Origin of the sequence: Staphylococcus sp. GDX8P80P (genome assembly GCF_017893095.1) — a bacterium.
Classification (GTDB): domain Bacteria; phylum Bacillota; class Bacilli; order Staphylococcales; family Staphylococcaceae; genus Staphylococcus; species Staphylococcus borealis.
The window spans coordinates 1-16136 of the sequence record NZ_JAESMI010000053.1 but is presented as its reverse complement, the minus strand read 5'-3'; the positions used below and the strand labels follow the sequence as shown (position 1 = coordinate 16136).

Sequence of the window (16136 nt, the reverse complement as noted above, 5' to 3'; positions counted from 1 at the left end):
CGCTTAATTGGAGCCGTTCTTATGGACCTACATGATGAATGGATTTATTCTTCAAGAAAATACATCAATTTTGATAAGTAGAAATGGTAAAAACATTGTATAGCATTTTACACAGGAGTCTGGACTTGACTATGTAAATAGTATATCATTAATAATTTAATTATATATTTGTCTATTAGAGTTTAAAATTTAAAGTATTTTAACATGTGCTTTAATGTTAGTTAATTTTTGGGAGCTATTATAAATTGTTTAATTACAATAGTGATAATTGGGTAAATATATAGTGACAGATAATTTAATCATTTTAAAATCAGAATGTGTACAATCGGTTAGGGAGGGAGCAGCATGAGTAATCAAGCAGGAGAGAATGTTTCAATGATATTACAGCTTGAAGAAGTCTGTAAGGAAATCAATTCAATTTTTAAAGTAATATATGAAACTTATGATTTAACTAAAGAAGAGGTTTTAATTTTACTTACTTTATGGGACAAAGGTCCTATGACGCTGAAAGAAATGGATAGTTACGTTAATATTAAGTCTTATAAACGTACCCGTACATATAATAAATTGGTTCACTCTGAATGGATTTTTAAAGAACGTCCTTTGGATGATGAACGTACTGTAATTATACATTTTAATGAAGCTAAACAAGAACAGAAAAATGAACTGTTAGATTTCATTACCGCAACTATAAAAAAACGATATGAAATATTAGAAAACAGTTTAAATTTATTAATGCGTGTTTAAGTAATCAAATCTCAGTTTGATGTCATATTGACTTATACTATAAGCGTGTTATATAAAAAATCCACTCCGTAATTAATATTTTGGAGTGGATTTTTTGTATTCTTATTTAGAATGTTAGGTTTCTTGTTAGATGTTAAAGCTAACGTTTTTCAATGGCACAAATGAAGGGTGCATGATTCACTTGATTCATAAATTGATATTTAAGAATATGTGCTTTATTTTGATCGAATGCTTCTAGAAACGTTAATAAAGCGTCTCTCTCAATTTGACCTTCAGGGTGGCCGTGATAGATAACTAATACGATAATGCCTTCAACACTTAAATAATCAAAGATGTTATTAATCGCGTTGATAGTAGTTTCTGGTTTCGTAACGATAGATTTATCTCCTTTAGGTAAATACCCAAGATTGAAGATGGCGGCATCAATATGACCTTTATAGTTAGAATCGATATGTTGTTGCACATTCTCGTGGCCATCTTGAATGAGCGTTACGTTATCGTATGTTTTTACCTTTTCATAAGTGGATTGAATAGCAGATGCTTGGATGTCAAATCCGAATACGTGACCCTCTGGAACTTGTTGCGCAAGGAATTTTGTGTCATTACCATTGCCACAAGTTGCATCAATGACGATGCTTTGCGAATTAATGTGTTCAGTTATTAACGTTTTTGAAAAGGGGAGAATACGTTCTAATTTCATAAATTGACCTTTTCTTCAGTTTGATAATATTTACCTTGATATGATTCGCGTCTTGCTAATTCATTATCAATTTCATTTAAAACTTCCCATTTATTAACACTCCACATTGGACCAACCATTAAGTCGATAGGACCATCTCCAGTAATTCGATGTATAATCATTTCTGGAGGTAAAATCTCAAGTTGATCACAAACTAGATTGGTATAATCTTCTTGAGACATAAATTCAAGCATTCCTTTTTCATACTGTTTAACCATTGGCGTACCTTTTAATAAATGAAGTAAATGGATTTTAATACCTTGAACATCCATTTGCGCTACTTCACGAGCTGTTTCCATCATCATTTGATAGTCTTCTCCTGGTAATCCATTGATGATATGTGTACAAACATTAATATTGTGTTTTCTTAACTTTGCCACACCTTCATAATAAGTTTGCATATCATGTGCACGATTAATCAAATCAGATGTTTCTTGATGGACAGTTTGTAAACCTAATTCTACCCATAAATAAGTACGTTCATTAAGCTCTGCTAAATAGTCTACAACGTCATCTGGTAAGCAATCTGGTCGTGTTGCTATAGACAAACCAACAACGCCTTCTTCTTTAAGGACAGGCTCATACTTCTCTTTTAATACTTCTACTGGTGCATGCGTATTAGTGAAGGCTTGGAAATAAGCAATATATTTACCCTCGCTCCATTTTTCGTGCATTCTATCTTTAATCTGTTGGAATTGAACTTCAATTGGATCAGCTCTATTACCAGCAAAGTCGCCACTTCCTGCTGCTGAACAAAATGTACAACCACCATGTGCAACTGTGCCATCACGGTTAGGACAATCAAATCCACCGTCCAGCGCTACTTTAAAAATCTTTTGCCCAAATCTATTTTTTAAATGGTAATTCCATGTATGATATCGTTTATTTTCAAAGGCATACGGGAAATAGTTACCCATAACACATTTTCCTTTCTATCTAACTTAGTTCTAAGTAAAGATTTTAACATACTTTAATGTTATAGTGTTTAATGTGGTTCAACAAAAATATAAAGAGGGGACTAATAGTATGAATATACCTAGATCAGTATGGTGGCTAGTTATAGGTATGGCACTGAATATAACTGGCTCTAGCTTTTTATGGCCTTTAAACACAATTTATATGAAAGAAGAGCTGGGTAAGAGCCTGACAATTGCTGCGATTGTTCTAATGGTTAATTCATTTGGAATGGTAGTCGGAAATTTATTAGGGGGTTCATTATTCGATAAATTAGGCGGCTATCGAACAATTATGATTGGTACTGTTACTTGTTTAATAAGTACGACACTCTTAAACTTCTTCCATGGATGGCCATGGTATGCAGTTTGGTTAGTACTGTTAGGCTTTGGTGGAGGTATGATAGTTCCCGCAATATATGCAATGGCTGGTGCCGTTTGGCCTAATGGGGGAAGAACAACATTTAATGCTATCTACTTAGCTCAAAACATTGGTGTAGCAACGGGCGCAGCAATGGGTGGTTTCGTGGCTGAATTAAGTTTTAATTATATCTTCTTAGCTAACTTAATCATGTACGTCTTATTTGCAATTGTTGCAATAACGCAGTTCAATCTTGAGTATCATGCTAAATTTCGAACACCCGACAGTATAGATATTCATAATAAAGAAAATAAAAAAAGGTTTATTGCACTATTATTATTATGTGTCATGTTTGCTATCTGTTGGATTGCTTATATTCAATGGGAAACAACAATTGCATCATTCACGCAAGAATTAAATATTTCAATGTCTCAATATAGTGTATTATGGACAGTGAATGGTATTATGATTTTAGTTGCGCAACCGTTAATAAGACCAGCGATTATGTTATTAAAAGGAAACTTAAAACATCAAATGTTTGTTGGAATTTTAATATTTATGTTGTCATTCTTTGTTACTAGTTTTGCAGAACAATTTACTGTATTTCTAATCGGAATGATTATTTTAACGTTTGGTGAAATGTTTGTATGGCCTGCTGTTCCAACAATCGCTAACTATTTAGCACCTGAAGGTAAACAAGGTCAATATCAAGGTGTTGTCAATTCAGCATCAACTGTTGGTAAGGCATTTGGTCCTTTGATTGGTGGATTATTAGTAGATACGTTTAACATGAGTGCAATGTTTATCGGTATCATGCTTTTATTAATCATTGGAATTATTTTCCTTTCAATTTTTGATAAGGGTCTGCCTAAAAGAGAACAAGCAAAACGTTCAAGACAGTAACTATATTTAAGAGTAAGTTGAAATAAATTAATAACTACTACTTGCAATTACTGCTTGAATCTCATAATATTAAAATGTATTGGAGTAGTAGCTTAAATACTTTTCATCAGAGAGCTAGTGGTGGTGAGAACTAGTGTTAAGAATTAAGTGAACTTACCGTTAAATAATTAAATTTAAAACATCTCTTACTATTATAAAGTGCACATAATATGTGAATTAGGGTGGTACCGCGGCTATTCGTCGTCCCTATCATAAATAATAGTTAGAGATGTTTTTTTATTTATAGGAGGAAATAGATTTGGGATATAATCATAAGGAAATTGAGAAAAAGTGGCAAAACTATTGGGCAGACAACAAAACGTTTAAAACAAGTGATAACTTAGGTCAAAAGAAATTTTATGCGTTAGATATGTTCCCGTATCCATCAGGAGCAGGTTTACATGTTGGACACCCTGAAGGTTATACCGCTACGGATATTGTTTCTAGATATAAACGTATGCAAGGTTATAACGTTCTTCATCCAATGGGATGGGATGCGTTTGGTTTACCGGCAGAGCAATATGCTTTAGATACTGGTAATGACCCTAGAGAATTTACACAACAAAATATTCAAACGTTTAAACGTCAAATTCAAGAATTAGGATTTAGTTATGATTGGGATAGAGAAGTTAATACGACAGATCCTGAGTATTATAAATGGACGCAATGGATTTTCATTCAACTTTACAATAAAGGATTAGCCTATGTTGATGAAGTAGCCGTTAACTGGTGTCCAGCATTGGGTACTGTATTATCTAATGAAGAAGTAGTAGACGGTGTATCTGAACGTGGAGGACATCCTGTTTATAGACGTCCAATGAAACAATGGGTACTAAAAATTACGGAATATGCTGATCGTTTATTAGAAGACTTAGACGAACTGGATTGGCCTGAATCTATTAAAGATATGCAACGTAATTGGATTGGCCGATCTGAAGGTGCAAGCGTATCTTTTAAAGTAGATAACAGTGATGAAAGTATTGATGTGTTTACTACAAGACCGGACACAATTTATGGTACGACTTTCCTAGTATTAAGTCCTGAACACGCTTTAGTAAATAAAATTACGTCTGCCGATAAACTTGAAACGGTTAAACAATATCAAGAAGAAGCTTCAAAGAAATCCGATTTAGAACGTACTGATTTAGCAAAAGATAAATCAGGAGTGTTTACGGGTGCATACGCTATCAATCCGTTATCAAGTGAGACATTACCAATTTGGATTGCAGATTATGTACTATCTAGTTATGGCACAGGCGCAGTCATGGCTGTACCTGCGCATGACGAACGTGATTATGAATTTGCATCTAAATTTAATTTACCAATTAACGAAGTGATTGCTGGTGGAGATATTCAAAAAGAAGCATACACAGGTGTTGGTGAACATATTAATTCAGGTGAATTAAATGGCTTAGATAATGAAGCGGCGATCTCTAAAGCAATTGAACTATTAGTTACTAAAGGTGCAGGCGAAAAGAAAGTAAACTACAAACTAAGAGATTGGTTATTCAGTAGACAACGTTATTGGGGAGAACCTATTCCAGTTATACACTGGGAAGACGGTTCTATGACTACAGTGCCAGAAGATGAATTACCTTTATTACTTCCAGAAACAGATGAAATTAAACCTTCAGGAACTGGAGAATCTCCATTAGCTAATATTGATGAATTCGTAAATGTCGTTGATGAGAAAACTGGCATGAAAGGTCGTCGTGAAACGAATACAATGCCACAATGGGCAGGAAGCTGTTGGTATTATTTAAGATATATCGATCCTCATAATAGTAAGATGTTAGCTGATCCAGAAAAATTAAAACACTGGTTGCCAGTTGATTTATACATTGGTGGTGTTGAACACGCAGTACTACACTTATTATATGCAAGATTTTGGCATAAAGTTTTATTTGACTTAGGTGTTGTTCCAACTAAAGAACCTTTCCAAAAATTATATAATCAAGGTATGATTCTTGGTGAAGGTAATGAGAAAATGAGTAAGTCAAAAGGCAACGTAGTTAACCCAGATGATATTGTCAATTCTCATGGTGCTGATACATTACGTTTATATGAAATGTTTATGGGACCATTAGATGCTGCGATTGCATGGAGTGAAAATGGACTTGACGGTTCTAGACGTTTCTTAGATCGTGTATGGCGATTATTCATTAATGAAGATGGTTCATTAACAGATAAAGTAGTTGAAAACAATGACACTAAATTAGATAAAGTATTTAACCAAACTGTGAAAAAGGTAACAGAAGATTTTAATTCATTGAACTTTAACACAGCTATTAGCCAATTGATGGTATTTATTAACGAGTGTTATAAATCAGAAACTATTTATAAACCATATGCAGAAGGTTTCATTAAAATGTTAGCACCAATTGCGCCTCATATTGGTGAAGAATTATGGAACAGATTGGGTAATGATGATACGATTACTTACCAACCTTGGCCAACCTATGATGAATCATTATTAGTTGATGCAGAAGTAGAAATTGTTGTCCAAGTTAACGGTAAAGTTAGAGCCAAAATGAATATTCCTAAAGACACGTCTAAAGATGAGATGGAAGCATTAGCATTACAAGACGAAAATGTTAAACTATCTATAGAGGGTAAAGACATTAAAAAAGTGATTGCTGTGCCTCAAAAATTAGTGAACATTGTTGCTAAATAATAAATAAAAGGAGTTTTAATAATGGAATCTATTACAGTAGATCAATTAAAAGAGAAAGTATTAGAATCTAATCCAGTTAACATTGTGGATGTTAGAACTGACGAAGAAACTGCAATGGGAGTTATACCTGGAGCTAAAACAATTCCAATGGATCAAATTCCTGATAACCTAAATTATTTTAATGACAAAGACACATACTATATTATCTGTGCAGCTGGAATGCGTAGTGCAAAAGTTGTGAAATATTTAGAAGACCATGATATTCATGCTATTAATGTAGAAGGTGGTATGAACGAATGGGGCACTGCAGGTACAGAAATAAATAGTATTTAATCATGCATAAGCGACTGACAAATTCAAATGTCAGTCGCTTTTTTAATTTTTAAGAGGACTAAATTATATTTTATAAAATATTTATCATAATAATTAAAAATACACTAGCGTACAATGATTAATAGTGATAGAATAATTCCGTAAATGGTCAAATAGGATTTAGACTATATTTTGACTAATTCATTAAATCAAGGACATCAAGATCAGACTACAAGGAGGATATTTAATGAATCTATTTAAAAAACAAAAATTCAGTATACGTAAATTTACAGTTGGTACGTTCTCAACAGTGATTGCTACATTAGCATTTATCACACATACAGGACATGCAGCTGAATTGGATGAGCAAAGTCAATCTGCTCAACAAAAGGTTACTGAAACAAGCGGTACAGATGATACTAATCAAAAATCAACTGCTCCTGACAATGCATCTTCACAAGTAGAATCTAAAGAAGACACAAGCAACCCACCTTCTAAAGTGGAAACGAAAGCAGATAAAAATCCTGCACCAAAACAAAACTCAGTTGATGATACAAGTGCTAAATCGAGCAAGTCTGAAACTTTAAGTAACAATAAAACTTCAAACAAAGATTTAGATGAGACAAAGTCTAAAGATCATAATGTTGACACTAATCAACCATTATCAGAAGAAAAAACGTCATCAAATGAAAAGCGTAACACGGCTAAACATAAAAGAGTGAAACGTGATGCCAGTGATGCGACTTCAAATACACAATCGCAGCAGGATCCGATGGCAATTAATGAAACAAATTCAGGTCAAATTATTAATGGTAATTTCGCTGATACATCTAACGGTGCGGAACTTCCTACTGCAGCAACAGAATCAGCTATGGATGCTGCAAGTACAATACCAGGATGGCAAGTAGTCAATAGTCAACAAACACAAATTCCACTAGTATGGGGACCTAAAGTTTTACCATCATATACGTATGTTACATTCGATAAGACTAATAACAAAATTGGTGCTGTATTATCTAAATATAGTGATAACTTATCATATGGTAGACCAGATAATGGTGTAGGACCGATTTATCAAGATATCGATGTTACACCAGGTTCTGAATTGCAATTCCATTTTATTGGTACATCAATGGGAAATGTATCAGGATTCAATAGTGCACGTTTATATGTCTATGATGCTAATAATCCTTCAACATTATTATATAAAGGTACACCTAAAACGAGTGGCCAACCTTTTGGTATTTTTAAAGGGGTATTTAATGTACCTGATAATATTTCAAGAATCAGAGTTCAATTCGAATCTTTAGTGAATGTTAGTCATGACACTTATAGCGGTCATCGTTTACTTAAAGGACCTAATAACTTTGGTGGCGGCGTAGTTGCTGACGTTTCTGTGAATACTGGTGCTTACTTAAAAGTGAGTGCAGCTCAAACAGAATACCAAGCTAACTCTCCATCTGCGAACTCACCTAATGTCAATGCTAAATTAAATGTTTCAATTGAGAATAAAGGACACTCAAGTTCTAATAAAACTCAATATAAAGTTGTTTTACCAGAAGGGGCAACTTTTGTTACTGCTGAAAATGCAACAGGTTCATTCAATGAAGATACAAGAGAACTAACACTAAATGTTGATCCAATAGATGCTGGTACTACAAGAGATATATCTTATACTGTATCATTACCTACTTCAGTTCCAATTAAAAAAGATTTTAACGGTAATCTGATTTATCAAACTGAAGGTATTAACATGAACCGAAAAAATGGTTCAAGAGACCTTGCTACGCAAACACCTGGTGATAATAACTACCTACGATATGGTGGTAATAATGAGTTTATTATTGCTGAAAGTGATCAAAGACAAGGTACTACGAATGCACCAACACAATCTGTAACTGTCTTTATGTATAAAGATGCTATCAATAATAAAATAAGTGAGATTGAAACAGAACTTGCTCAAGCAAATCAAAATGATTACTCTACGGAGGCGTGGAACAATCTTCAAACAGCACTCACGAATGCAAAAGTTGTTAAAAATGAAACTGAATCAACGCCATTAACAGATAGAAAGAATCAAGCCAAAATTAATAATTTATTATTAAACCTAGAAAAAGCAAAAGCTAAATTTGATATTGATAAAGCTGCTAAAGCTAGAGAAAATGTCATTAATAGTAACACTGAAGCTACTACTGAAGAAAAACAAGTCGCTTTAACTAAATTACAAAATAAATACACAGAAGCAAAAGGTGAAATTGATAATTTAACTATTAGTAGTGATATCGCTCCTTCAAAAGAAGCTAAAATCGCTCAAATTAACACAATTAATGTGACTGCATCTAAAAAAGCAGAAGCGAAAAAAGCTATTGAAGCGGCATTGACTGAGCGCAAAGTTTATATCGATAGTCACTATGATGCAACACAAGAAGAAAAAGATGTCGCTATGGCAAAAGCAACTGAAGAAGCTAACAAGGCGAAAGCATTAATTGATCAAGCAACTTCAAATAATGATGTAGACCAAGCTCAAACTAATGGAACAAACGTTATTAATAGTATTGATGCTGTTGTAATCAAAAAAGCAAATGCTAAAAAGGCTATTGACCAAGCTGCAGAAGCTAAAAAGGCGCTAATTAATCAAATTAGTGATGCAACACAAGAAGAAAAAGACGCTGCGATTCAAAGAGTCACAGATGAAGTTAGAAATGCTGATAGACTTATTGATCAATCTACAAATAATGATGGTGTCGATGAAGTTCAAGCGCACAGTACTAGTACAATTAATAATATTCAACCTGAAATAGCTAAAAAACCTGCTGCAAAACAAGCGATTGATACTGCAGTCTTAAATCAAAAAGCATTAGTCAACAATAATAATGAGGCTACTCAAGAAGAGAAGAATGTAGCTTTAGCTAAAATCGATGAAGCAGCAAAACAAGCAAAGGCTGCAATTGATGCTGCAACTACTAATAGTGCGGTAGATGAAGCAACTAACAGCAATACTGCTATTATTTCTGGAATTCTTCCTGACACTGTGAAGAAAGCAGCAGCAAGAAAAGCGATTGATGATGAAGTTGTTGCTAAGAAAGCAGCAATTGATACTGTTAACGATGCTACAGATGAAGAAAAACAAGCAGCAAAAGCCAAAGTAGATGCTGAAGCTACAAAAGCCAAAGCAGCGATTGATCAAGCTAATACAAATAATGAAGTAGAACAGGCTAAATCATCTGGTGTAACAACTATTGAAGGTATCCAACCAGATACAATTAAAAAATCATCAGCAAAACAAGCAATCGATGATAGTGCAACTGCTAAGAAAGCAGCAATTGATAATAATAGTGATGCTACACAAGAAGAGAAAGACGCAGCAAAAGCCAAAGTAGATGCTGAAGCTACAAAAGCAAAAACAGCGATTAATCAAGCAACAACAAATGATGGTGTTGATCAAGCGAAAGACTCAGGTACTAATTCAATATCAATTATTCAACCTGATGTAGTTAAAAAAGCTGCCGCTAGAAAAGCAATCGATGATGCAGCGATAGCTAAGAAAAATGAAATTGATCAGCATCCAACCGCTACACAAGAAGAAAAAGACGCAGCCAAAGCAAGAGTAGATGCTGAAGTACAAAAAGCTAAGGATGCAATTACGCGAGCAAATACTAATAATGATGTAGATCAAGTTCAAAATTCAGAAACTACTACAATTGCAGGTATTCAAGTAGATGCAGTTAAAAAATCTACAGCGAAACAAGCAATTGACGATGCAGCAACTGCTAAGAAGCAAGAAATTGACCAACATCCTACAGCAACACAAGAAGAAAAAGATGCAGCCAAAGCAAAAGTGGATGAAGAAGTCACTAAAGCCAAAGCAGCAATTGATCAAGCAACAACAAATGATGGTGTAGATCAAGCAAAAGACAATGGTGTTAACACGATTCATAATATCCAACCAGAGTCAATTGAAAAAATTAAAGCAAAACAAGCAATAGATGAAACTGTAACAGCTAAAAAGAATACAATTGATCAAGATGGCACTACTACACAAGAAGAAAAAGACGCAGCCAAAGCTAGAGTAGATGAAGAGGCAACTAAAGCTAAACAAGCAATTGATCAAGCAAGCACTAATGATGCTGTACATGAAACTAGAGATAATGAAATATCAGCTATTAACAAAATTCAACCTGAAGCAATTAAAAAAGCTGAGGCGAAACAAGCAATAGATGATGCTGCTACAGCTAAAAAAGCTAAAATTGACCAAGTTTCTAATGCTACACAAGAAGAGAAAGACGCAGCGAAAGCAAAAGTTGACGAAGAAGTAACAAAAGCTAAATCAGCTATAGATAAAGCCGTTACAAATAATGATGTTGACCAAGCAAAAACGAATGGATCTACAATCATTTCTTCAATAGAACCAGAAACTATTAAAAAAGCTAAGGCGAAACAAGCAATCGATGTGGCAGTATCAGCTAAAAAACAAGAAATTGATAATAATGAAAATGCTACTCAAGAAGAAAAAGATGCTGCTAAAACAAAAGTAGATGAAGAAGCAACAAAAGCCAAAGCAGCGATTGATCAAGCTTCTACTAATAATGATGTAGATCAAGCTAAAACATCAGGTGAAACAACAATTTCATCTATCCAACCAGAAGTTGTTAAAAAAGCAGAAGCAAAACAAGCAATAGATGATGCAGTGACTGCTAAAAAAGCCGAAATTGATCAAAACCAAGAAGCTACTAAAGAAGAGAAAGACGCAGCGAAAGCAAAAGTAGATGAAGAAGCAACAAAAGCAAAAAATAGCATTGACCAATCATCAACAAATAATGATGTAGATCAAGCTAAAACAGACGGCGCTTCAGCTATAGCAAAAATCCAACCAGAAGTTGTTAAAAAAGCAGAAGCAAAACAAGCAATCGATGAAGCGGTGACTGCTAAAAAAGCCGAAATTGATCAAAATCAAGAAGCTACTAAAGAAGAGAAAGATGCGGCAAAAGCAAAAGTAGATGAAGAAGCAACAAAAGCAAAACAATCTATTGATAATTCGACAACAAACGAAACAGTAGATCAAGCTAAAAATCAAGGCGTTAATACCATTACATCTATTCAACCTGAAACAGTTAAAAAGTCAGAAGCAAAACGTACAATTGACGAAGTTGCTAAAGCTAAGAAGCAAGCAATTGATAATAACACAAATGCAACTCAAGAAGAAAAAGATGTAGCAAAAACAAAAGTAGATGAAGAAGTTACTAAAGCTAAGAGTGCTATAGATCAAGCAACAAATAACGACGGAGTTGACCAAGCAAAAAATAACGGCCAGACAGCTATAACACCAATTGAACCTGAAACAGTTAAAAAACCTGAAGCTAAAAATGCTATAGATGAAGTAGCTAAAGCTAAAAAAGAGTTAATTGATCAAACACCAAATGCAACAAAAGAAGAGAAAGATGCAGCAAAAGCTAAAGTAGATGAAGAAGTCACTAAAGCTAAAAAAGAAATAGATCAAGCTACTACAAATAGTGATGTTGATCAGGTTAAAAATAACGGAACAAATGGCATTAATAGTGTTGTAGTTGAAGTAGTGAAAAAAGACGAAGCTAAAAAAGCAATCGATGAATTAGTACGTGCTAAGAAAGCCGAAATCGACAAAAATCACAATGCAACTCAAGAAGAAAAAGACACTGCAAAAGCTAAAGTCGACGAAGAAGCTAAAAAAGCAAAAGATAATATAGTTCAAGGAACTACAAACGACGAAGTAGATCATGCCAAAAATAGTAGTAGCGATATTATTAAAAAAATTCAACCAGATACTACTAAGAAAACTGTTGCGAAACAAGCACTTTTAGATCTAGCAAAAGCTAAGAAAGACGAAATCGATAAAAATCACAATGCAACTAAAGAAGAAAAAGATGCAGCAAAAGCAGAGGTTGATAAAATAGTTGATAAGGCTAATAGAGCAATAGATAATGCAAAAACTAATGACGATGTTGATAAAGTTCAAGTTAATTTCACTTCTAAAATAAAAGAAGTTAAAATCAAAATTGTTAAAAAACCTCAAGCTAAAAAGAATATTTTAGAAGAAGCGAGAAAACAAAAAAATAAAATTGATAATTTAAATGGCCTAACAGACGAACAAAGAAATAAAGCGAAAAATGTGATTGATGAAATCGTTAAAAATGCTTTAGAAAAATTGAATAAAGATATAAATAATAATGACGTTGATTCAATTGCAAATAAAGCGATTGAAGATATAGAAAAGGTAAACCCAGAAGTTTCAAAAGTTAAAAATGACCTATTAAATCGTAATGATAGTGGTAAGGTAAGAAGCTTCATTAAAAATTCTGGAGAGCAATCTGATACTCAATCTAGCACTAACAAAAAGACTAAGACATTACCAAATACTGGTATAGATAGTCAACATCAATCACCGTTAGCTGGTATAGCATTAATTAGTGGATTATTCTTATTCTTTAAAAACCGCAAGAGAAATGAAGATAATAAATAAACAATAATTATCAAGTGTAAGCAGACCTCATATATTTGTGGGGTCTGTTTTATTTAAAGTGAATAATTGTAAATAACATGTAATGATTAAATATATAATTTTAAAAAGCTTTATACTCTATAAAAATCTTATTCAAATAAAAATTTATTGTGGTTATTTCAGATGATTGATGATATTATAAAAAAGTATGATACTAATTGCATAAAATCATATAATACAATTTAATAGCAACACTCATAACTATGCATTATTACTATTACAACAAGACAAGAACATCAAGGAGGACAATAATGAATCTTTTTAAAAAACAGAAATTTAGTATTCGTAAATTTAGTGTAGGAATATTTTCCACTGTTATAGCTACACTGACTTTCTTATCACACCCAGGTCATGCAGCAACTCAAGAGGAAGAAAGTAATTCTTCGCAAACTACCTCACAAAATGTTAAATCTCAAACCATTGATAAATCAATAAATAATAATGATAAATACATAGATTATGAAAATAATAGTAATGTAACTGTTAACAATTTAGTAACTACTCAAAAGAATAATAGTGAAATTAAATCTAAAGTAGAAAATCTAAATGCACCTCAAAATATAGATAAGCAAAAAACAAATGACTTATCTTTTGATAATCATCAAAGAACAGTTTCTGATAATGCAAATCCAACTACTAAAAATCTTTCAACAAATGAAGGTAACCATATTAATCCAAATGAAAATCAATCAGTACATAAAAGAACTAAACGTTCTACTGACACAATTGTTCCAAATAATAATCAAGATCAGATGAGTTTAAATGAAACAAATTCTGGCCAAATTATTAATGGAACGTTTACTGATACGTCTAACGGGGCAGTCATACCTACTAATCAAACTGTGTCTGAATTGAACCAGGCAAGTAAGATTACAGGATGGCATGTTAAAGATAATGATCAAACAGAAATACCACTTATATGGGGGCCTAAAGCATTACCACCATATAATCCCTATATTTTTGACAAAACTAAAAATAAAATTGCCGCAGTATTATCGAAATACCCAAGTAATGTTAGTGGGGTAGCAGCAGATAAAACAGTTGGTCCAATATACCAAGATATAGATGTTACGCCAGGATCAGAAGTTCAACTCAACTTCATGGGTACTTCAATGGGTAATACGCAAGGTATCAATGGTGTTAAAGTTTCTATATATGATGCGAATAATCCTACAGATTTACTTTACGCAGGTAGACCAAATACAGCAGGTAAATCATTTGGTTTATTTACAGGTGTATTTAATGTGCCTAACAATATATCGAGATTAAGATTTATGTTTGAAACCTTTGAAAAAAGAAGTTATGAAAGTGCAAATGGCGGTAGAATTTTAAAAGGTAATAATAATTTTGGTGGAAGTGGATTAGCAGATGTGAAAGTTAATAGTGGTGCTTACTTAAAAGCAACTACTACTGAAACACAATATAAAGTTACATCCCCATCAGCTAATACATCAACTGTGAATGCTACATTAAATGTCACACTTGAAAATAAGGGGCATTCCCGTTCAAATAAAACACAATTTAAAGTGACCTTACCTGAGGGAGCTCAATTCATTTCAGCTCAAAACGCTAGAGCAAATTATAATACTTCTAATAGATTGTTAACATTAAATGTAGATAGAATAGAGCCAGGAACTATTAAAAACATTACTTATACTGTTTCATTACCGACTTCAGAACCTATTAAAAAAGATTTTGATGCAACATTAGTTTATGCTACAGATGGTATAAATATGAATAGAAGAAATGGAAGTCGTGATTTTGGTTTGAATGCTGACGATAATTATTTTAGATATGGTGGTAATAACGAATATATTAAAACCGAATCTGATCAAAGAAAAGGCAATGTTATTGTTCAAACACAATCTGTTACTGTCGAAATGTATAAAACGGCTTTACAAGAAAAATTCAATGAAATATCTGCGCAAATAGAGCATTTAAACCAAAATGACTATTCACAAGAAGCTTGGTCATCAATGCAAAATGTACTCAATGCATCACGTCAAATTTTAAATGAAAATGATGATACGCCTATAAGTGAAAGAAAAAATCAAGCAACTATAAATGATTTAACTTTAAAATTGGATAAAGAGAGAGCAAAACTAGATATAGATCAAGTTGCAGAGTCACGTAAAGCAGCAATTAATAATAATAATGATGCGACTAGAGAAGAAAAAGATACTGCTTTAACACTCTTAAAAGCAACATTGGATGAAAAAAATAGAGATATTGAAAACGCATCTAATACTAATGAAATTTCAGAAAGAAAGAATCAAGCGGTTGTTGATATTAATCCTATAGATGTTATTCCAACAATTAAGCAACAAGCGATACAAGCGTTACAAGATAAAGCTAATGAAAAACTTGTTGCAATTGAAAATGATACAAATGCAACATTTGAAGAAAGAGAAACAGCCAAAACAAGTGTCAATGAAGCGCTCATTAATGCGATAAATGATGTGAGAAATGCTACAACTAACCAATTAGTTGAAACAGCTGAAACTACAAATACTAATCATATTAGCCAAATTGCACCAAACTCAGTTCATAGAAATAATATGAAACAAGAATTAGAAAGGGCTATTGCTTCTAAAAAGTCCATAATTGATAACGATAATAATGCAACAATTGAAGAAAAAAATGAAGCGAAAGCAAAAATTGATGAAATTGCTAATCAAGCACGATTGAATATAGAGCGAGGTGTGCATAATACTGATGTTACGACTGCAAAAGAGAATGCAGTTAACAAAATCAATGATGTACAAGTTAACGCTGTTAAAAAGAATCTTGCTAGACAAGCAATAATAGATCAAGCAAATGTGAAGAAATCTGAAATAGATAGAACTCCAAACGCTACAGATGAAGAAAAGGCA

General features: G+C 33.0%; 8 protein-coding genes and 1 other annotated feature. Of the genes, 6 read left to right on the top strand and 2 right to left on the bottom strand.

Annotated elements, in window-relative coordinates:
• Nucleotides 1-345 precede the first annotated feature (345 nt).
• Nucleotides 346-747 (top strand): transcriptional regulator, SarA/Rot family, encoded by a 402-nt coding sequence (locus tag KA858_RS05870; protein WP_193839196.1) that lies wholly within the window; start codon nucleotides 346-348, stop codon nucleotides 745-747.
• 139 nt (nucleotides 748-886) lie between these two features.
• Here the strand turns inward: KA858_RS05870 and mnmM are convergent, their stop codons facing one another.
• Both mnmM and mnmL read right to left on the bottom strand, forming a co-directional pair.
• Nucleotides 887-1447 carry a tRNA 5-(aminomethyl)-2-thiouridylate-methyltransferase MnmM gene (gene mnmM / locus KA858_RS05865; RefSeq protein WP_053030528.1) on the bottom strand — a complete coding sequence of 187 codons (561 nt, stop codon included), beginning with the start codon at nucleotides 1445-1447 and terminating at the stop codon, nucleotides 887-889.
• Entirely contained in the window at nucleotides 1444-2403 is a 960-nt protein-coding gene (gene mnmL, locus KA858_RS05860) for a tRNA modification radical SAM protein MnmL/YtqA (RefSeq protein ID WP_210135224.1), read from the bottom strand. The genes mnmM and mnmL overlap by 4 nt, the downstream gene beginning before the upstream one ends.
• 109 nt (nucleotides 2404-2512) lie before the next feature.
• On the opposite strand from mnmL, the gene KA858_RS05855 reads away from it, so the two are divergent.
• The 5 genes from KA858_RS05855 to KA858_RS05835 all read left to right on the top strand — a co-directional run.
• Complete coding sequence (locus tag KA858_RS05855; RefSeq protein WP_210135223.1) at nucleotides 2513-3703, top strand: MDR family MFS transporter; 1191 nt, start codon at nucleotides 2513-2515, stop codon at nucleotides 3701-3703.
• A 68-nt stretch (nucleotides 3704-3771) separates the two neighbouring features.
• Nucleotides 3772-3954 (top strand) — a binding site (T-box leader).
• Nucleotides 3955-4001: 47 nt separating this feature from the next.
• A complete protein-coding gene (gene leuS, locus KA858_RS05850) occupies nucleotides 4002-6416 on the top strand; it encodes a leucine--tRNA ligase (protein WP_210135222.1) in 2415 nt (804 codons plus the stop codon).
• 21 nt (nucleotides 6417-6437) lie between these two features.
• Entirely contained in the window at nucleotides 6438-6749 is a 312-nt protein-coding gene (locus KA858_RS05845) for a rhodanese-like domain-containing protein (protein WP_070855356.1), read from the top strand.
• Nucleotides 6750-6975: 226 nt separating this feature from the next.
• Complete coding sequence (locus KA858_RS05840; protein ID WP_210135221.1) at nucleotides 6976-13224, top strand: SasC/FmtB family protein; 6249 nt, start codon at nucleotides 6976-6978, stop codon at nucleotides 13222-13224.
• A 290-nt stretch (nucleotides 13225-13514) separates the two neighbouring features.
• Nucleotides 13515-16136, top strand: a 2622-nt coding sequence (locus tag KA858_RS05835) for a SasC/FmtB family protein (RefSeq protein WP_210135220.1), incomplete at its 3' end; no start/stop codon positions are given.

Coding starts and splice junctions, on each gene's coding strand:
- KA858_RS05870 (WP_193839196.1), top strand. CDS start 346: ATGAGTAATCAAGCAGGAGAGAATGTTTCAATGATATTACAGCTTGAA.
- mnmM (WP_053030528.1), bottom strand. CDS start 1,447: ATGAAATTAGAACGTATTCTCCCCTTTTCAAAAACGTTAATAACTGAA.
- mnmL (WP_210135224.1), bottom strand. CDS start 2,403: ATGGGTAACTATTTCCCGTATGCCTTTGAAAATAAACGATATCATACA.
- KA858_RS05855 (WP_210135223.1), top strand. CDS start 2,513: ATGAATATACCTAGATCAGTATGGTGGCTAGTTATAGGTATGGCACTG.
- KA858_RS05845 (WP_070855356.1), top strand. CDS start 6,438: ATGGAATCTATTACAGTAGATCAATTAAAAGAGAAAGTATTAGAATCT.
- KA858_RS05840 (WP_210135221.1), top strand. CDS start 6,976: ATGAATCTATTTAAAAAACAAAAATTCAGTATACGTAAATTTACAGTT.